At 51.4% G+C, this 18,481-nt stretch carries 14 protein-coding genes and 3 pseudogenes; 7 read left to right on the forward strand and 10 right to left on the reverse strand.

What is annotated here, in order from left to right:
- Positions 1–5 precede the first annotated feature (5 nt).
- The 5 genes and pseudogenes from BH714_RS17275 to BH714_RS23810 all read left to right on the forward strand — a co-directional run.
- Entirely contained in the window at positions 6–2,015 is a 2,010-nt protein-coding gene (locus tag BH714_RS17275) for a beta-galactosidase (RefSeq protein WP_032681789.1), read from the forward strand.
- A 20-nt stretch (positions 2,016–2,035) separates the two neighbouring features.
- The gene (gene araC / locus BH714_RS17280; RefSeq protein ID WP_040018515.1) at positions 2,036–2,905 is read left to right on the forward strand and encodes an arabinose operon transcriptional regulator AraC; all 870 of its coding nucleotides are present in this window, start codon (positions 2,036–2,038) and stop codon (positions 2,903–2,905) included.
- Positions 2,906–2,983: 78 nt separating this feature from the next.
- Positions 2,984–3,178, forward strand: a complete 195-nt coding sequence (locus BH714_RS24115; protein ID WP_140418745.1) for a hypothetical protein — start codon at positions 2,984–2,986, stop codon at positions 3,176–3,178.
- A 131-nt stretch (positions 3,179–3,309) separates the two neighbouring features.
- Positions 3,310–3,510: pseudogene (locus tag BH714_RS23805) on the forward strand (IS110 family transposase); the annotation flags it as partial.
- 70 nt (positions 3,511–3,580) lie between these two features.
- Positions 3,581–3,859 (forward strand): annotated as a pseudogene (locus BH714_RS23810) (IS3 family transposase); the annotation flags it as partial.
- Between the two features lie 53 nt (positions 3,860–3,912).
- Here the strand turns inward: BH714_RS23810 and BH714_RS24575 are convergent.
- From BH714_RS24575 to BH714_RS17295, 5 genes and pseudogenes are all read right to left on the reverse strand, one after another.
- Positions 3,913–4,089, reverse strand: a complete 177-nt coding sequence (locus tag BH714_RS24575) for a putative zinc ribbon protein (RefSeq protein WP_436968435.1) — start codon at positions 4,087–4,089, stop codon at positions 3,913–3,915.
- A 15-nt stretch (positions 4,090–4,104) separates the two neighbouring features.
- Positions 4,105–4,245 (reverse strand): annotated as a pseudogene (locus BH714_RS24580) (DUF7828 domain-containing protein); the annotation flags it as partial.
- Between the two features lie 153 nt (positions 4,246–4,398).
- The gene (locus BH714_RS23815) at positions 4,399–4,791 is read right to left on the reverse strand and encodes a putative zinc ribbon protein (RefSeq protein WP_072040327.1); all 393 of its coding nucleotides are present in this window, start codon (positions 4,789–4,791) and stop codon (positions 4,399–4,401) included.
- Between the two features lie 117 nt (positions 4,792–4,908).
- Entirely contained in the window at positions 4,909–5,115 is a 207-nt protein-coding gene (locus BH714_RS17290) for a helix-turn-helix transcriptional regulator (protein WP_032682063.1), read from the reverse strand.
- A gap of 107 nt (positions 5,116–5,222) precedes the next feature.
- A complete protein-coding gene (locus BH714_RS17295; protein WP_040018517.1) occupies positions 5,223–5,801 on the reverse strand; it encodes a YagK/YfjJ domain-containing protein in 579 nt (192 codons plus the stop codon).
- 415 nt (positions 5,802–6,216) lie between these two features.
- On the opposite strand from BH714_RS17295, the gene BH714_RS17300 reads away from it, so the two are divergent.
- Positions 6,217–7,134 (forward strand): hypothetical protein, encoded by a 918-nt coding sequence (locus tag BH714_RS17300; protein ID WP_032681782.1) that lies wholly within the window; start codon positions 6,217–6,219, stop codon positions 7,132–7,134.
- A 346-nt stretch (positions 7,135–7,480) separates the two neighbouring features.
- Here BH714_RS17300 and lpxP read toward each other — a convergent pair whose 3' ends face one another.
- From lpxP to BH714_RS24520, 3 genes are all read right to left on the reverse strand, one after another.
- On the reverse strand, positions 7,481–8,389 hold the full coding sequence (gene lpxP, locus BH714_RS17305) for a kdo(2)-lipid IV(A) palmitoleoyltransferase (RefSeq protein ID WP_016239703.1): 909 nt from the start codon (positions 8,387–8,389) through the stop codon (positions 7,481–7,483).
- A 202-nt stretch (positions 8,390–8,591) separates the two neighbouring features.
- Positions 8,592–8,864 carry a hypothetical protein gene (locus BH714_RS24235; protein WP_176399547.1) on the reverse strand — a complete coding sequence of 91 codons (273 nt, stop codon included), beginning with the start codon at positions 8,862–8,864 and terminating at the stop codon, positions 8,592–8,594.
- Between the two features lie 79 nt (positions 8,865–8,943).
- Positions 8,944–9,180, reverse strand: a complete 237-nt coding sequence (locus BH714_RS24520) for a YnfU family zinc-binding protein (protein ID WP_216858821.1) — start codon at positions 9,178–9,180, stop codon at positions 8,944–8,946.
- A gap of 93 nt (positions 9,181–9,273) precedes the next feature.
- Between BH714_RS24520 and BH714_RS17315 the strand changes: the two genes are divergently transcribed.
- Positions 9,274–9,507, forward strand: coding sequence for a hypothetical protein (locus tag BH714_RS17315; RefSeq protein ID WP_040019073.1), 234 nt, complete (start codon positions 9,274–9,276; stop codon positions 9,505–9,507).
- 19 nt (positions 9,508–9,526) lie between these two features.
- Here the strand turns inward: BH714_RS17315 and BH714_RS17320 are convergent, their stop codons facing one another.
- The gene (locus BH714_RS17320; protein ID WP_032681779.1) at positions 9,527–18,109 is read right to left on the reverse strand and encodes a GH36-type glycosyl hydrolase domain-containing protein; all 8,583 of its coding nucleotides are present in this window, start codon (positions 18,107–18,109) and stop codon (positions 9,527–9,529) included.
- Between the two features lie 155 nt (positions 18,110–18,264).
- Positions 18,265–18,435, reverse strand: coding sequence for a YnfU family zinc-binding protein (locus BH714_RS24370; RefSeq protein ID WP_305955329.1), 171 nt, complete (start codon positions 18,433–18,435; stop codon positions 18,265–18,267).
- Positions 18,436–18,481 lie beyond the last annotated feature (46 nt).

Here is an 18,481-nt window from a genome sequence, read left to right on the forward strand (position 1 = left end):
ACCGCATGTCTGATTTATATTACGGTGTCGCTTATTACGACGAATATATGCCGGAGGATCGCCTTGCGCAGGACATCGCGTTGATGCGAGAGACAGGCATCAACGTGGTGCGCATCGCAGAATCTACCTGGAGTACGCTGGAGCCGCAGGAAGGCGAATATCATTTCTACCACATCGACCGCGTGCTGAACGCCATGCACCAGGCGGGGATCGCGGTGATTATCGGTACGCCGACCTACGCGGTACCGGCATGGCTGGTGGCGAAGCACCCTGACATTCTGGTGACCACAGCCGAAGGCCAGCAAAAGTACGGCCCGCGGCAGATTATGGACATCGTGAACCCCACTTTTCGCCGCTATGCAGAGAACATTCTCCGCACATTGATGGCCCATGTGCAGAATCATCCGGCGATTATCGGCTGGCAGTTGGATAACGAAACCAAGCACTACGACAACGTCGGGCGCTATATGCAGGAAGGCTTTGTGCGCAGCTTGCAGGAAAAATATCCCAGCCTCGATCGGTTGAACCGCGACTTCGGCCTCGACTACTGGAGCAACCGCATCGACAGCTGGGATGACTTCCCGCCGGTAGAAAACACCATCAATGCCAGCCTCGCCTGCGCGTTCTCGCGCTATCAGCGCCAGCAGGTCACTGAGTATCTGGCGTGGCAGGCAGAGATCGTGCGCGAGTACGCGCAACCGCACCAGTTCGTCACCCACAACTTTGATTTCGAATGGCGCGGCTATTCGTTTGGCGTCCAGCCGCGCGTGGACCACTTTGCTGCGGCCAAAGCGCTGGATATTGCTGGGGTCGATATTTATCACCCCAGCCAGAAGCATTTAACCGGACGAGAAATTGCCTTCGGCGGCGCCATTACCCGCGGGCTAAAAGGCGGCAATAACTACTTCGTGCTGGAAACCCAGGCGCAAGGCTTTGCCCAGTGGACGCCATTCCCCTGCCAGTTGCGGCTCCAGGCCTTTAGCCACGTGGCGTCGGGCGCGGCGATGGTCTCGTACTGGCACTGGCACTCTATCCACAATTCATTTGAAACCTACTGGAAGGGGCTGCTGAGCCATGACTTTTCCCGCAACGCGACCTGGCAGGAAGCGACCACCATCGGCGCTGATTTCGCCCGACTATCGCCTCAGCTAGCGGGGCTGCGCGCGGAAAACGACGTGGCGCTGCTGATTAACAATGAAGCCATGGATGCGCTCAATCAGTTCCGCCCCGGCGACGCGCAGGGCAACGTCTATAACGATATTTTCCGCCGCTTCCACGACGCGCTGTATGACCACAATATCGCACTGGATATCATCAACGACGTCACCGAGGTGACGTCGCGCTATAAAACACTAATCGTACCCGGCCTGTACGCCGCCGATGATGGTCTGCTCACGCGGATTAACCGCTACGTTGAGCAAGGAGGACGGGCGCTGATTGGCTTTAAGTCAGGCTTCAGCGATGAAAATGTGAAGGTGCGCAGCAGCGTGCAGCCGGGTATTCTGCACAGTGCATGTGGCGTCACCTACAGTCAGTTCACCCTGCCGGAGGACGTGACCGTTGCCGCCTGTACTTCGACCCTGGACTGCCGCGAACACAACGCCGCCGAGCTGTGGATGGAGCTGTTAACGCCTGCGCCGGGTACCCGCATGCTGCTGCGCTATCAGCATCCGGCCTGGAGCGAGTATGCGGCGGCGACCGAAGCGGACTACGGCAAAGGCCGGGCGCTGTACGTTGGCTTCCTGCCGCACAAGGCGCTGATTAGCCAGCTGTTTGACACCCTGACCGACGGGCTGGAACTCCGTTCGCGCTCGTCAGCCTACCGCTATCCGTTAATTACTAGGACCCTGCGTAACCGCGACGGCAAACGCATTCACTTCCTGTTTAACTACAGCGGCGATAGTCAAGAGATGCTCGCCGAAACCAGCGGCACCGAGCTGTTAAGCGGTAGAACGGTGACGCTCGGCGAGCCATTGCGTCTCAAAGGCTGGGAATTTAGTATCATTGAAAGTTAACGGCAACGGGCGGAGGAGTTATGGAGTTAGATATCAAAGCGTTTTTGCACTTCTCACCATTGATAAAAACCTTCACCTTCAACGCCTGGGTCGTCGCTGGCTTTACGCCTATTACTCGCGGTTCAAAGCTCGACTACTACATCAACCGCCCGCAGGGGATGAAGGGTTATATCATCAACCTGACCCTGCGCGGCCAGGCGCGCGCGAAGGCGGGAGAAGGGGCGCTGCTGTTTGGCGAAAACGAACTGCTGCTGTTTCCGCCTGGCGTGCCACACCACTACGGGCGCGATGAGCACAGCGAACATTGGGACCACCTGTGGATCTACTTTATTCCACGTCCTTACTGGGTCGACTGGCTGAAGTGGGACCACACTACCCATAGTATTGGCAAAACCACGGTCAACGATCCCCAGCAGCAGGCGCTACGCGATCTTTTTTATGAGGTTATCCATCACCACAATGATACCGCCCCGCTCGCCGAAGCGCTGGCGATGAACGCGCTTGAGAGGCTCATTTTGAGCTGCTTCCAGCTACAGCCGATCAGCAACCGCCATGCCCACGACCCGCGCATCAACGCCATCTGTGATTACCTGAACGAAAATATTGCCCAGGAGATGAAAATTGAGACGCTGGCAGCGATGGTTTTCCTGTCGCCTTCCAGACTGGCGCACCTGTTTAAGAATGAGTTAGGGCAGACCATCTACGCCTGGCGCGAGATGCAGCGGGTGAGTCGGGCAAAGTGGCTACTGCAGACCACCACGCTGCCGCTGAATAAAGTAGCGCTGTCGGTCGGCTATAGCGACCCGGTCTACTTCACGAAGGTGTTCCGCAAACACAACGGCATTCCGCCGGGGGAGTACCGCAAGCGCTATGCGGCGATGAAGGGCTAAAAACATCAACGGCTCCCATTCGGAGCCATTTTTAATCCTGCCGCATCGTGTTCATTTTTATAATAATGAATCATTGTTATGAAAAGTCTTGTGATCATAAATATTGATATCCGAAATGCATTGATGACGTGCTGCGGTGAGCGTTATAGTAATGAAATGCTGTTTGCCGCGTCGGTAAAACTTAATGACTTAGGTTTTAATGCAGCAGCACTTTCCAGCGCAGCGGCATATTCCGCCAGTGAACCTTTATTAATATCGAACAGACTTGCGTAAATGGCATTTCCTCACTGGTGTACGTGACTCAACAAAGGCCTGACGGCTTGTCTCTTTACTGACCTGTACGGGTTATCTGTCAGGAGATTCAATTCTGTTTTCTCACAGGAGCTCTGTCATAGCTGAAAAAGTTAACTTCCGGAAAAACAAACCGGAACCGACTTAATCGTGGTGGTGTTCGCGCAGCCAATAGTGTCCTGTATATTATCGCGAAGGGTAGATTACGGAAAGACGCGAGAACACAGGAATATGTGGCAAAGCGGGTAGCAGAAGGTTATTCTAAAATGGAAGCACTGCGTTGCCATAAGCACTATATTTCGTGTGAAGTCTAAACGCTGCTGCTAAATCAAAATCGGAAGATCAACAGTACCCAAATAATGACTTCACTCTTAGAAGGGCGTCCAGGGCAGCCAGTACTGCTGCGACACTAGGCAATGGGTCTGTCGAGCCAATAATCTGGCACCGAGCATGAGCCGGCGTGGCAGCTACAAGAATAATGCTTTGGCTGAATCGTTCCTCAGTTCGCTGAAAAAAGAACGGATCAGAAAACGTATCTATAATACCCAAGATCTGGCCCGGACCGATATCTTCGATTATATTTAAGTCTTCTATAATCGATCCCGGCGCCTAAGTCATCTCATCGGCGTCAGCCCGGAGGCCTTCGAACAGGCCTCGTTGTGAGGACAGAATTTTTCTTTGGGGGTAAACCCACACTTATCACTGAATAGCCTGTTTTATTTCGCAAATGTCACAGGCACAGTTAGCATATCGATATCTTTCACTTCCGTGCTGTAGATGTGCTGCTTGCACGCCGGACAGCATCGAAAACCATAATATTCATACTGGCATAGTACGCAGAAATAATATTTTTTTGAGGGCTCAGCGGAGGCTGAATCATCACGTTCCAGCATTGCATTAACTGCCTGCTCAAAGGCTGATATCGGTTTGTCCTGAGAAATAACCCGGTATTCACAACGCATTAAATTGCGTTCGTCAGCATCTTCCATGTCATGTTCGAAATAACCGCCGCTATCATGCGTCCAGTGCAGACGCAGGGGATTGTTGCAGGAGCGGCAGTACTAGGGCCCCCTTGAACGCGGAGACAGGTCCCGGATGTAAGTGACTTCGCCCTTGTGGTCAAGGCCGGTACGAATGGTGCGAAATTGCATGGTGTCAATCCTGTAATGATGTCCAGATAGCAAGCGGCAGATAACGTAGGCTCATTCGGTGCAATGTTCGGTACTGTGCTCACCGGTACGGCAACTCAGGCAAAACCGTTCACCGTTGTAGTGGCTATTGCAGCCAGAACAATGCCATTCCGCCTTGCGCACCAGCGGTAAGACATCCGGCACATAGCGACACAGCATGCGCACCCGCCTGGCTTCCTTAGGCTTAGGGAGTACATACGGACAATGGTGGCGTCCGTTCTCCGTCAGGTCTTCCCATGTGTGTTCAAACCATGGGAGGTTAGTACTCCATTCAGGGTGGAATACCAGCGCACTGCCGCAGAGATGGCAGGTGTAGCGGTCGTAAGGATGAAGCTGTGCATTGACCGCGCCCGTGAGACGCTTATTACCATCAAGCGCGATAAAAGATTTGGCGTAAATCGTCATAATATTGGTTCTTTGGCGGATGACGCGCAGGGCTAAGCCGTCCCAAGAAGAGCATCAGTGCAGGTCATACGACTGATGAAGTTAAATCAGGTGGGAGATGTGATTGCGTTCGATAGATTACTGACGGGACTGCGCGATGCGTTGCTGTAGCCAGGCTTCCACTTCGCTCTGAAGCCAGCGGGAGCTTCTGCCCAGCTTAATGGGCTTTGGGAACTCACCCAATGAAATGAGCTTGTAGAACCACTTGTCCGTAAGTCCCGTTAGCTTCGTGATGAACCGCATATCCACCAGTTGGTCATCGAGCAAAGAAATTTGTTCTGTCATGGTGCTGTCTTCCATTGTGGGATTACCCTGAGCTGGTGGTTGATCGCTCGTTACCACCAGCCCTTCCACATCAATGGGTTGATACGTAAAAAAGTGCAGAATGTAGGTTACAACGTGCGAGGACGCCCCAGTCCGCTCGGCGGCGGTACCTCACTGGCTCCGTAGTGATAGTGACCGTGTTTTTGCTCTTCTTTGGCGAGATAGCTGATAATGTAGCGCAGGTTATCGATGGCTTCGGTATCATCGTAGTTCACTGGCTTATCAATACTGACGTCATAAGTGGACTTGTATTCGCAGCGGTTGTAATAGCCTTCTCGTTGCGTTATTTCCCGCCATATTGTTCCGACTCTCTCAGCTATTGGGTAGGTAGCCTGGTTAAGGTGCCTGTCGAGATAGAACACGATATGGGCATGGCAGCCGTGGTCTACAGAGTTCTCGAGTACCCAGAAATTCCCAGCCAGATTTGTGTGTTGCAGGGTGCGCTCAATCAGTACACGAACTTCTCGCTCTGTTTCGTTCCATGAATGACGTTTATAGCGCTCTGTACCTTTCTGATAGAACAGGTCGAGTCTGAGTGCCTGTATTCGGGAGTATCGGTTCAGTAGCTGATTCAGGTGGTCATTGAGTAGAGAAAGTAGAAACCAGTTCATCGTGTATCTGGAATTAAAAGGGTAGGGTGTGTGCATTGATTTATCCTTTGTCAGGTGGAGTACAAAGGATTGGGATGAGATGTAATTTTTAAGAGAAGTGGGGATACGGCAGATAAAGGGAACCGTGTATCCAGGGGAATACAGGCAGGGTTGCTTGTTGGAGAAGGTGCTATGAACAGGGTGGTATAGAAACAGGGAGTCCCCTTTAATTATACTAAAAACCCAAATGTTCATATCTGCTGTTGAGCGATTCTAATGAGGTGAACAGAGGGGATTCATAGAGTAAAAACCACAGGAATAACGCAGTAAAATGTCAGAGTGTTATCACAATAAAATCAGCAGGATATCAGTTAAAAATCAGTCATTCTTCAGGTCTGTGACTCGCCTCCATCTACCAAAAAGATGTCCATGTTAATCTCTTTTCGGAAGCCAGAATCAGAGGGATGAGACGATGTTGCATTACGATATGATCCGCTACGAGATAATGTACTTAAAAACGCTTGATGGGTTTTTAAATACTGATCACTCGTTACTGTGCAGTACTTATGATACGCCGGATCAGTTTCGACATTTGATCTCTCAGATACTTGAACGGCATTTTTCTGGCGATCAGGACAGAATCAAAGCTGCGCGGAAAACACTTAAAGAATGGGCCGACCTGCAACTGATTGATAAAGATTATTTTGATTGTTTCAAAGGTACACCAAGAGCATCGTGGTTTGCTCACCATTATATTTTTGAATATCCAGTATTACCTGCAGGGTTGACACTTGGTGGGTTGGGGAATGACGCCGGTTGTTCAGGTGGTTTTAATTCTCTTTTAATGGACGATAATATCTTCACCAATTTTGATTTCTCTAATTTGAATATCGATTTGGATGATATTGATTGGGATCTGATAACAAATCCACAGGCCACTGCTTCGAAAAAACCGAAACGCGTTTTCTCCCGATTTTATCTGAACGCGGGAGCTTGTACCGCTCTGTACAACCCCTCCCCGGTAACTGAGCGTGAACTCATCAATGGTGTGATGAGATACATTGATGAAGCTCCATGCTCACTTGGAGATAAGATCTCTTATTTCAAAAAACTGCATGAGCGCTGGCTTGAGCAATATGATTTTTTTCTGACAGATTTTGACTGGATGTCACGTGATGATGAAACTCAGTTAGTTTATCTCTGGGACTATCTCAAAGGAAAAGGACGAATAGCGGGTTATCTTCGCCCTTATAATACGTCTATGCGTTATGACATGATTATTGCGGCTATAGATGTGTGGAACGTCCAACCTGAAGAGAAGCTGGAGTTTATTGAGAAGATGAAACATGCCTGGCAAGCGGCGAAATCTTATCGGCGATCTGCTAAATAGCGTTGTGATCTCAGTGGTTTCTTCGTCTGATTTCTCAGTGCTGTTATGAATCTGAATCGACTAGGGTTCTCTAACTACTCCCTCTTGTCCCGTTACGTACAGAGTACATAGCTGAGGTATGAAAATTAGAACGATTAATTCTGGCTCGAAGCGTGCAGGCTAGCTGATCTGAAGGTCCGCAATGAGCGAAAAACGGACTTTCAAATCCGAACCGGTTCAATTGATTAACCTTGGTTGTCAGTTAAGCCATCGTTAACATGAATCCGATCGGAAATTCCTTATCGAATTTTTTACAAATACGCAGTGGCAAGAAAGATAGATTCTGGCTCATGACAAGCAGAGTGGTTCATTTGTATAAAGAGACTTCGCCTTCAGGACGCGTTTTGAACCTGCGATGCATCCACAGGTATTGCTCAGGGGCACGGAGAATTTCACGCTCGATGATCTTGTTCATATAAGCTGCTGCGGCGACCTTGTCTTCCCCTGGATAGCCTGACAACGGATTGCTGATATACATGTGATAACCTTTTTTATCGCTACGTCGAATCATGCTAAGTGTGATCAAGTGTGCACCAGCTAGTTTTGACAGAGCATACGTTCCGTTCGTCGTGGCTGCTTTTTTTACCGAGAAAAAAGGTGCAAAAACGCTTCCTTTAGACCCATAATCCTGGTCTGGTGCAAACCAAACGGCTTCACCTGCTTTTAGCGCATGAACAAAACCTGATAAATTACGTCGATTAATCATAGCCTTATTTGAACGCATACGCCCTTTTGTCTGTACCCATTCCATTAATGGATCATTGTGTGGGCGATACGTTGCCATCATAGGATGGCATAACCCCATTACTCTTCCACACAACTCAAGGGACATAAAATGAATCCCGACAACCATTACTCCTCTTGTCGCACCGGTCAGGTTTTCAAGCCCTTCGACATCAAACCATTTTTTGACTCTCGCATCGCTCCAGAACCAAGCCATTCCTGTTTCCATCAGTCCCAGCCCGAGAGAAACAAAGTTTTTATTGACCATCTGACTCCGGGCAAACGGTGTCATCTCGGGAAAGCACAGTTCGATATTTCTAATCGTAATTCCTTCCCGACGTTTCAGAAAGGGTCTGGATATTTTTCCAAGGCCAGAACCCAGAATATGTAAAACCGGGTAAGGAAGTTGAACGAGAAGCCACAGCAGACCCAAACCAGACCAGGTAAGCCAGTGGCGAGGATGAAGTAAATTATGAGTAAAAGTCTGTGCCATAAATTTCCTTAATGCTAATGAAGGTTATAACGCAAAAGGAAAACAATGAGGCAATTCGTCTTTGGCGATACATTTTGTTTGAGGCAATTTAAATTCATCTAAATTCAGAAAAAATAATTTTGCAATGACTGGTAAAGAATTTAAAGAGTCAGGAATGAATTGTAAGCCAGCAAAGTTATTCTATTATAAATCCATGATTTTATCATTGATACTCAAGAAATTGTCTTCTTGATTCATCATCATCAAGGTACTCAAAAGAAAGAAGGCGAATTTTGGTAAGTTTATAAAACCACTCACAATCGTTTCGTTGAATAATTTCGCCTGGTTTGAAACATATCCCGGATGCCACCCGGATAATCGCATATTTACCATTACTAAACCTGACCCGGTGAATACAGAAAGGTTGACCGGCCTGCCCGTGACAGCTGCTTGACAGGATATGTCCTTCAATAAAAACAGATTTTTTAGATTTCATTATCATACCCTCGACAACTGCAGTACAGGAGGAACGTTGTCATTTTCCGACATCACTGACGTTAAGTGGCAGAAGCTGATCAGCCGCCGATACACCAGCATTCTGAAGGTCTGAACAACAGTCCGCAGGCAGGGCACTCAAGAACCGCATCTTTTCTTAGTTTACCTGCTTTCTGATCGGCTCTGTGCGCGCATACCGGGCAGGCAACATGAACCGGTCTTTCTTTAAAATACCTGAGCCCATTTGTATAAGACATAAATAATTCTCTGAGGAATATAGTAGTTATTATACGCTTTAATATAAAAATAGCTGGCATGAGTTATGTTAAGTTGTGTCTGAATCAGGATATCAGATATTGAAAATTGAACGTCTCATTTATGGTATACTACCCTTCCGTGAGAAATTTAAGATGAAATCAGAAGACACCCTTGACTGGTATCCGGCACAACTACCGCCTGTGAAAATTATTCTTGGCGAAGCCGTGCTGGCTGTGGGTAAACAGGGCCGACCGATTAATACCCGCACCTTGCTGGAATACCTTCAGGTCATGCAGGACAAACAAAAAAGGCGGGATGACAAAATCGCCATGCAGACTGCGATTAATGTTCTCAGGGATAATCAGCGCATTAACCGCAGACGTTAACGCACCTCCGGGATCAGTGTCAGTTCTGAATGATCTCAACCGTGTGGTTTTGTCCATCATCCTTCAGCGGTATTCTGTCATCAGGGAGGAGAACACCATCCAGCGTCACGCAATATTCTGCATCGCCGCGTGAAACACTAATCTGATAATGGCTTTCACCATATTGATATGCCATAGAAAAAGACGACCACTCATCCGGTAACCTGGCATGAACACTAAAGTCAGTGCCGGAACGTTTTATCCCCAGTAATTCCTCGGTAAGTAAACGCCAGGCCCAGCCTGCGGAACCGGTATACCAGCTCCACCCTGCACGTCCGATATGGGGAGCGACGCTGTAGACATCAGCACTCATGACATAAGGCTCAGCTTTATAAATCCCGACAGAGTCCGCATTCAGGGTATGATTTATAGGGCTGAGCATTGACCAGAGTTGCCAGGCGCGTTCGGCATTCCCCATTCGGGCAAAGGCCATCACTGCCCAGATGGCGCCATGCGTATACTGCCCTCCGTTTTCCCGCACGCCGGGCAGGTACCCCTGTATGTAGCCCGGATTTGGACCGTGTCCGTCGAAAGGAGGCGTTAACAGTTTGATCAGCCCTCCTTCGTTATCCACAAGGTGCTTATCCAGCGCCTGCATGGCCTTTGCGCACCGTCCCGGGCTCGCGGCGCCGGACAATACAGACCAGCTCTGCGCAATCGCATCAATCCGGCAGTCCTGTGAGGTTTTCGATCCCAGGGGAGTACCATCGTCAAAATACCCGCGGCGGTACCATTCCCCATCCCAGGCGTGGGCTTCGAGATTACTTTGCAGGCGCAGAGCCTGTGAACGGCACATCGCGGCGACGCTTTCATCCAGCCTGCGCTCCGCCAGCGCTGCAAACCGCTGCAAAATGTCGTACAGGAAGAAGCCCAGCCAGACGCTTTCACCTTTGCCTTCGATACCCACCCGGTTCATCCCGTCATTCCAGTCACCAGCCCCCATCAGCGGCAGGCCATGCTCCCCGAAGCGAAGTCCATAGTGAATAGCTTTGACGCAGTGTAACCAGAGTGTCTCTTCGGTGCCGCTGATGACCGGCGTGTCATAGACAGACTCTTCACCAGGCTGAAGCGAGCGTCCCTCCAGATAAGGAATGCGTATTTCCAGTGCATCCATATCCCCCGTCGTTTCAACATAGTGGCAAACAGCAAGCGGCAGCCAAAGATAGTCATCGGAACAGCGGGTACGCACACCGTTGCCGTGTGGCGGGTGCCACCAGTGCTGCACATCTCCCTCGATAAACTGCCGTGATGCACAGAGTATTATCTGTTCACGCATCCGGTTCGGAGCAGCGTGGCTCAGAGCCAGCGTATCCTGCAGCTGATCGCGAAAACCAAATGCACCGCCAGACTGATAGTAGCCACTCCGGGCCATAAGACGGCAGGCGACCGTCTGATACAACAGCCAGCCATTAACCAGTAAATTTACGGACGTGTCGGGGGTGTTAACTACGATTTTATCGAGCACATTGTGCCAGTGATTATGAATCCGGTTCAGCTCCTGGCGGACCGTATCCTCGTTCATGTAGCGGGCCAGCGTCTCCTGAGCACAAACATCATTCTCCTCTGCGCCGAGGATAAAAATAAACGTCCTCTGGTCCCCGTCAATTAATGTAACCGCCGATTGCACCGCTCCGCAGGGATCCAGACCGGCCCCCGTCTTACCAGAAAGCTTTTGCAGTTTCATGGCCGAAGGGGCGTGAAGGGAACCATTACGGCCAATAAACTCCCGGCGGTCCCCTGTCAGAGAACAGTCATTACCGCTGACGGCAAAAAATGCAGTTCGGCCGCCACCATTATCACCATAAAAGTTATTCGCAAGCACCCCGCAGCCGGCGGGCGTTCTGGCCACATGTGTCACAATGTGAGGGGCTGAGCGCGTTCGTGTTTCTCCGAGCGTCCACTCTACATAGCCTGTGACGGAAAGTTGACGTGTCCGTCCCGAAGAGTTACTGAGCGTCAGGAGCACCAGTTTAACCGGATCTTCTTCAGCAACCAGGACCGTCAACTCGCTGTCTATACCACTCTCACGATGGGCAAAAACGCTGTAGCCAAAACCATGGCGGGTCAGGTAATCACCGTGTCCGCGAACAGGTAAAGCCGTCGGCGACCAGCACTCCCCGCTCTCTTCATCGCGCAGGTAAAATGCCTCGCCGCTGCGATCGCTCACCGGATCGTTCTCCCACGGCGTCAACCGGTATTCATGGGCATTCTCATACCAGGTATAGGCCTGCCCTGCCTCTGAGATCACGCTGCCAAAACGGGAATTTGCCAGTATGTTCGACCAGGGAGCCGGTGTAAGCGCATTTTCCCGAAGGACGATCTGATACTCCCGCCCATCCTGAGAAAATCCACCGTACCCATTGAAATGGCATAACTGACTGGTATCAGGGCTCCAGTCCGTATGTTGATTACGCTCGCGCACAGCACGCGGAATGAATGCCCTTGCCGGCGATTTCAGGGTATGAATACGCTGGTTAAGCTGCTCAATAATACCCCCTGCGCGGTCATCAAGATAAAGACAGGCCACGCTCATCAAAAGCAACTTATCCTCAGCGGAGAGATGCTCACCGTTGCGGACAAAAAGCCCGCCCTTTTTATCCAGCAGACTGGCTTCAGACCCGGCATAAATTAACTCCATAATCTGATTTTGTAATCCCTGCTGGTAGCCGCCGGGGCTGTTATTCAGGATAACCAAATCAACATTCAACCCTTTCTGTCTCCAGTAACGATGTGCCTGAATCAGTGTGGTCACTGAGGTGATACTTTCCTCGCTGGTTATACTCAGCAGCACTATCGGCAGATCCCCTGAAATTGCCCAGCCCCACAGTCCGGACTGGCCACGCCGGTTGCGGCCGATCGCCTGTCCTTCGGCGCGCAGCTCCTGGACAGGGTAAAGCACAGCGCTGGCGAGACAATTGAACAACGTGGCATCATCTTCACTGGCGTTCATCTGGCGCAATACCACCAGACTGTGAGACCAGGCCAGTTCAAAGACGCGATCGGCGATAGGGTAATCGCGATATTTCTCCAGCAACGCCAGGCTCTGCTGACGGGTCTCGCTGATGCCATAAATGATATCAATCGTAACCGGCTGCCCCGGCTGCAGAATGATGGCGTTGCGAATTGCCAGTATCGGATCCAGCACCGAGCCCGACGTGTTGCTTAGCATCCCTCCCGTCTCTATTGCCTGGGCATTCTCAGGGTTTCTGCCACGTCCAATAAACCTTGCCCTGTCCGTTTCAAACGACACGTTATGTCGGTTATCGCCATGCACCACCATCATGTGAAACAGGCAAGGGCCCGGTTCATCCGGTGAGCGCGGGCGCCGGTGGCAAAGAATAGCGTCACGCTCAGGAGCCAGCTCAGTCTGAATAAACAAATTGCTGAATGCCGGGTGTGCCAGATCGCTGGCATCAGGTGCCAGTACCACTTCAGCATAGGTTGTCAGCTCCAGAGAGCGAGGCTTGCGACCACGATGAATCAGTGTGAGCCGTCGCAATTCAACATCATCCTCCGGAGAGATCACCACCTGAGTTTTGACGCTGAGTCCCCCGAAGCTGCATCTGAATTCTGCCCCCGCATCGGTGAACAACACTTCCTCGTCTTGTCCGCTGGTGTAGCCTGTCGGTTGCCAGGTATTGCTCCACACATCTCCCGTCTGGGTATCGCGGATGTAGCAGAATGCTCCCCAGTTATCACGGGTGGTATCACTGCGCCAGCGCGTTAGTGCAATATCCTTCCAGCGACTGTAACCACCGCCCCCCGCAGTCAACATCAGATGATAATGGCCGTTGGACAGCAGTTGAATATCCGGGGCGGGAGTATCCACGCTATAGAAAATACGGGGTTCATAGCGGACGGGTTTGACCCTGCCCTCATGAGATTCAAAATGACGGCGCGGACTGTACAGATCGACCGCATCCGGCACGCGCTCCTGTAACAGCAGACTCGCTGACCGGAATACCGTGCTGGACATAAAGCGTTCAGTCATGGGGGCGTCAAGCAGCACATGAGCCAGCGCCTGAAATGCCATACCCTGGTGATGCGCCATCCAGGACTGTACCACCGCATAGAGCTGACCGGTTGCAAGACGTGAGGGGGTATAGTCCAGCGCTTCATAAAAACCGTATTCTCCGCGTGCACCATTTTTTTGCAGCCTGAACAGGTTCTCACAGGCTCTCTGTGGGGAAACCATCAGGGCCAGCAGCGTGGCGTAAGGAGCAACAACCATGTCATCGGCAAGTCCCCTGCGCAGACCGAGCCCCGGTACGCCAAATGCCTGATACTGATAATTATGCTGAACATCAAAAGCATGATAGCCAGACTCTGAAACACCCCATGGTACCCCGCGTTCTTTCCCCCAGTGAATCTGGCGCATAACCGCCGACTGACTCATTTCATCGAGCAAGCTGCCGGGCCAGGTGGGCATCACTAGATTCGGCATCAGATATTCAAACATGGATCCGCTCCATGACATCAGGGCAGTTTCATTATCAATCGTGGTAAACAATCGACCCAGCGCGTACCAGCTTTTAAGAGGCAGCTGATTAGTCGCAATGGCAAGAAAACTGGTCAGGCGGATTTCAGACGGCAGGAGATCGTAGTGGCTCTTGTCAGGCATATTGGTGTCACAGTTATAACCGACGCTGAGCAGACTGGTTGCTTCACTGTACAGAAAGGCGAAATCCATCCGGGCATGCTCATCCAGCCGCTGTTCCAGCTCGGTGATAATATTGAGTCGCATTCGGGCCTGCTCCGCCACTGACGCCGGAGCCATTCCTGTACCGGTTAATGTCGGACGGGCAAGCTCGCTCAGCGTCGGCAGCGTCTGTTCATTCCAGGATGCAGGCAACCAGCCAAGCAACAGAGACCACTCATGGCAAAGCTGAACCAGTTGATGCTCCAGATGTCCAGCCCAGCGCATCTGAAGAGGAGATCCCTGATGACATGCGCTGGTCAGATGGTTGCACTGGGTGCGCATGCTTTTCAGTTCGCTGAAAAGCGCCTGCGGAGAGAGCGACACCGCGTTCAGGCAATGCTTGCGCAGCAGTCTCAGGCTGTCAGGTGGGTTCTTACCCCACTGTTTTTCCAGAATATCCAGCGTATCGTTCAGTCCTGCCAGTATCTGTTGGTTGCTTAAAACAGGCTGATGACGCATGGCGGACAGACCTGCACGCAGGGTCAATAAATGCCCGGCCATATTGCCGCTGTCGACGCTGGAGATATAGCGTGGACTTAGGGGGACCAGCGTACGGGTGTCATACCAGTTGTAGAGATGGCCCCGGTAGTGCTCCATTTTATCCATCGTGTCGAGCGTGAGCGACACGCGCCGGAGCACCTCTCCGCCAGGCAGGTAGCCAAAGTCCCATGCCGTCAGGTTAGCCATAAGTGAAAGACCAATATTGGTAGGAGAAGTTCGGTGTGCCACCGTCGGTTGTGGTATTTCCTGATAATTATCAGGCGGAAGCCAGTTCTCTTTTGCTGTGGCAAATGTTTCAAAAAAAGCCCAGATTTCACGGCTTGTCTGGCGTAACAGCTGTTTTTGTTCCTGGTTAGGCGAAAAAACCTTACGCACGGGCTGGCGACTCAGCCAGCTCATCAGCAGTGGTGCCACACACCATACCAAACCGATCGGTAACGCAATCCCCAGCAGCTGTGGGGCAAATTGTCCGGTCAGTATTGTCAGCGCCACGCCACCGGCAACGTTCAGCCACATCGCCTGATAAAAACGTGCAACAGTGGGTCTGGCCTGACTGCTGTCCTGGCTGTGGCTGACCCACTGGCTGAGGTGACGCCTGTTTATCCCCAGTCGCCATAGCGTCACGGCGATCGCTTTCAGCGAATATCCGGCTTCGTGCGGCAGTATCGCAAAATTAAGGCTGATACCTGACAGACGCTTTAGCGCGCCCGCCCCCACCAGTAACAGATGCGGCTTCACGCGGCGACGCAGAGGTTTATGCAGAAGGTCGTGGCTAATGCAGAGGATGGTTGGCAACAGCCATATCAGCAACAGTATGCCCAGCCAGTAAACCGGATTGGGTACCCAAAGCAGAGTGAAGAACAGCAATACCAGTAAGGAGGGGGCGACCAGACTGCGACGTAGATTATCGAGTAATTTCCAGTAAGAAAGCGCGGTCAGCGGATTCCTGCCCCGGGTTCCATCGGCTTTTCTGACGCGTGGTTTCAGCCAGTTAAGTAGTTGCCAGTCACCCCGGATCCAGCGTGAACGTCGTGCAACATCCGACAGATAATTATTAGGATACTGTTCGTACAGTAATACCTCGCTCAGCAGACCCGAACGTGCATAGCATCCTTCAAGCAGATCGTGGCTGAGTACCAGATTTTCTGGGCAGATGTTGGTAGTGGCCTGCATAAAAATATCAACATCGTAAATCCCTTTGCCCACAAACGAGCCTTCCCCAAAGAGATCCTGATAGATATCCGAAGACATCATCGAATAAGGGTTATTGCCCGGTACGCTGCTGCGCAGGGCTGCGTAACGCCCCTGACCGTTGCGTGGTATCTCCTCCGCAAGACCGGGCTGTAAAATACCGAATCCTTTGACAACCCTCTGGCGTACCGGATCATACTCAGGCGTATTCAGCGGATGCGCCATCGTCGCGACGAGTTTGTGTGCCGTATCGCGCGGGAGCACCGTATCGCTGTCCAGGGTAATGACGTATTTTATGTGACCCGGTAAAAGGTGGGCAGGCATCTCTGCAACGCTGACGAATTGCGTTCCGGGATGGCGCAACCAGCTGTTCAGTAACGCCAGTTTTCCCCGCTTGCGTTCATAGCCCATCCACGCTCCTTCCGAGGGGTTCCATTCAGGCTGGCGATGTAACAGATAAAAACGTGGTCGGCCGGAGGGGTAGCGGCGATTAAGCGCCTGCGTATCGGCGATAGCCTGTCTGAGCAGCGCGTGACTTTCCGGCGAGGGTTCATTTTCAGAATCAGCAAAATCAGTGAGCAGCGCGAACCTGAGATTTTCGTTTTCATTCCCTAACCAGCAGACTTCAAGACTGGTGAGGAGCTGGCTGAAACTTTCGTGGCTGGTCAACATGCAGGGAATGACTAACATGGTGGCACTGTCAGCGGGAATCCCGGCTGAAAAATCCATCCCCGGCAAGGGTCGAGGAACGCGAAAACGGGTGGTTGCATCACTGAGTAAATCGCTCATTAACTGAGTCAAAGCGATAATCAGAGGCAATATCACCGCGATCAACAGCCAGTCTGTGCCCTGCATGGCGGTTTCGTGCAATATTGCTGCGGTCGCTGCGGTTGTCAGCAGCGTCAGGCTTCCAATCCATGACAGCAGGGTTATTCTGTTGAAACTGTGCCGCAAGCGTAGGAGCCTTGAGGCGTCTGCCAGGAGATGAATATCCAGCGCCTGTCGACCTTCGCCCGCAAGATAATAACCAACATGATGTTCCGGTGTATCGGGCGCTTTTTCCTCTGAAAACGCCAGCACTTTCTCTGCAACCTCAGGCTCGCTGAGACCGCTGTCTCTGGCCAGAACCTCCACTACGTGCCGGTAATGATCCCGGGTATTGAAGTGCATCCGGGGATAGATGCCGGCAGGATCATTGCGTAATGTCTGTTCGACAACGCTTATCGTTTCGGCGAAATCAGCCCAGTCCGTTTCACTCAATAATCGCAGGCCCGCAATGCTGTTACTTACGGACAGCTGGCTGGCGGCAAGCTGCTGATTGAAACTATGTATGAGAACGTCAGTGGTGATCCCCTGTTCCCGAAGGCACTGATCAACCCAGGTCAGAGGTAACGACAGCGCGTTGCCATGCCCCTGCAGGCGCCGCACCAGCTCTGCGACAAACGCACTGGTTAACGGAGGCCGGGAGCGCGCCATATCGGCAACCACCATGATTAAATCACCAGGCGCACTCTCTGCGCATTCGACAATCCTTGTTATCCACGTATCGGCAAGGTTTCTGTCTTGCTGCGCTTTTATCACTTCCATACTGATACGACGAAGATTTTCAATCAGCGCCAGGCGCAGCATTCCCGGTAACGCCCAGACTTCACCCAGCGTCAGCGGCGTCACCTGTTGATAGGCAGTGAGATAGCTGGTCAGGCTGGCGGCATCCCAGCGGCCATCGCCGTGAGCAATAGCCTCTGATGCAATATGATAAATTCGTGGGCAATTCAGCGGCGATACCAGCGACGGAAGACCTTTGCCAAAGCTTTTCGGCAGATGCTGGCGGACAGTGCGGATTTGTTCCTCAATCAGATAATAATTGTCCAGCAGCCATTCACCAGCGGGCATGATACTAGTCTTTTTACCCGCGTTAAGCTCATAGCAGTTTTGGGTAATGACGGCCTCATTGTCGCCAAGCCGTTTCAGAAGATAATAAGGATGCTTATCCGGTGATACTTTATGAGTCCGCGCCAGCTTCTGGCCGTAGCGTTCCATCTGGACGGTCGAAAAGAGTTCTGACCGCGGCGAGCTTTCACCGGCAGGATCGTTCGCCGAAAACGTTATGTTTTCGGCAGCATTCATCAGTATACGGGAGCGGTTAAACCACGCTCTGGGGATCATTTTCATAGCATTGCTCTGATGCGACGTTAGCGCGCAGGAGCAGTTGCGAAATCAGTTCAGAAACGTTCTCTCAGGATGGGCGTCAGGCATCAGGGATTTAACAGCTGCCGGAATCTAACATAAGTATAGGACATGAGCTCTGTTCTGCGGTTTTGGTCGAGCTAGCGTCGGGAGATAAACAGAGCCTTACATCCGGGGCAAAGCATGGTCTGGTTGAGCCGGATTTTTGACAACGGTTGTACTGATTTTAAGCCACAAACAGGACAGGCAGCTGTGGCAGTAGACGCACTGCTGAAGAATTTCATTGCGTAATTGATAACAGACATAACCATTAACCTTTCAATGAATGAGCTTCACCGTACCACATGTGGTTAAGTT

Origin of the sequence: Enterobacter ludwigii (genome assembly GCF_001750725.1) — a bacterium.
Lineage (GTDB): Bacteria > Pseudomonadota > Gammaproteobacteria > Enterobacterales > Enterobacteriaceae > Enterobacter > Enterobacter ludwigii.

Excerpts from the sequence above, each read along its gene's own strand:
- BH714_RS23815 (WP_072040327.1), bottom strand. The coding sequence starts at position 4,791 with ATGACGATTTACGCCAAATCTTTTATCGCGCTTGATGGTAATAAGCGT.
- araC (WP_040018515.1), top strand. The coding sequence starts at position 2,036 with ATGGAGTTAGATATCAAAGCGTTTTTGCACTTCTCACCATTGATAAAA.
- BH714_RS17295 (WP_040018517.1), bottom strand. The coding sequence starts at position 5,801 with ATGCACACACCCTACCCTTTTAATTCCAGATACACGATGAACTGGTTT.
- BH714_RS24575 (WP_436968435.1), bottom strand. The coding sequence starts at position 4,089 with ATGCTGGAACGTGATGATTCAGCCTCCGCTGAGCCCTCAAAAAAATAT.
- BH714_RS24370 (WP_305955329.1), bottom strand. The coding sequence starts at position 18,435 with ATGGTTATGTCTGTTATCAATTACGCAATGAAATTCTTCAGCAGTGCG.
- BH714_RS24520 (WP_216858821.1), bottom strand. The coding sequence starts at position 9,180 with ATGCCAGCTATTTTTATATTAAAGCGTATAATAACTACTATATTCCTC.
- BH714_RS17300 (WP_032681782.1), top strand. The coding sequence starts at position 6,217 with ATGTTGCATTACGATATGATCCGCTACGAGATAATGTACTTAAAAACG.
- BH714_RS17290 (WP_032682063.1), bottom strand. The coding sequence starts at position 5,115 with ATGACAGAACAAATTTCTTTGCTCGATGACCAACTGGTGGATATGCGG.
- BH714_RS17275 (WP_032681789.1), top strand. The coding sequence starts at position 6 with ATGTCTGATTTATATTACGGTGTCGCTTATTACGACGAATATATGCCG.
- BH714_RS17315 (WP_040019073.1), top strand. The coding sequence starts at position 9,274 with ATGAAATCAGAAGACACCCTTGACTGGTATCCGGCACAACTACCGCCT.
- BH714_RS24235 (WP_176399547.1), bottom strand. The coding sequence starts at position 8,864 with ATGAAATCTAAAAAATCTGTTTTTATTGAAGGACATATCCTGTCAAGC.
- BH714_RS17320 (WP_032681779.1), bottom strand. The coding sequence starts at position 18,109 with ATGAAAATGATCCCCAGAGCGTGGTTTAACCGCTCCCGTATACTGATG.
- BH714_RS24115 (WP_140418745.1), top strand. The coding sequence starts at position 2,984 with ATGAAAAGTCTTGTGATCATAAATATTGATATCCGAAATGCATTGATG.
- lpxP (WP_016239703.1), bottom strand. The coding sequence starts at position 8,389 with ATGGCACAGACTTTTACTCATAATTTACTTCATCCTCGCCACTGGCTT.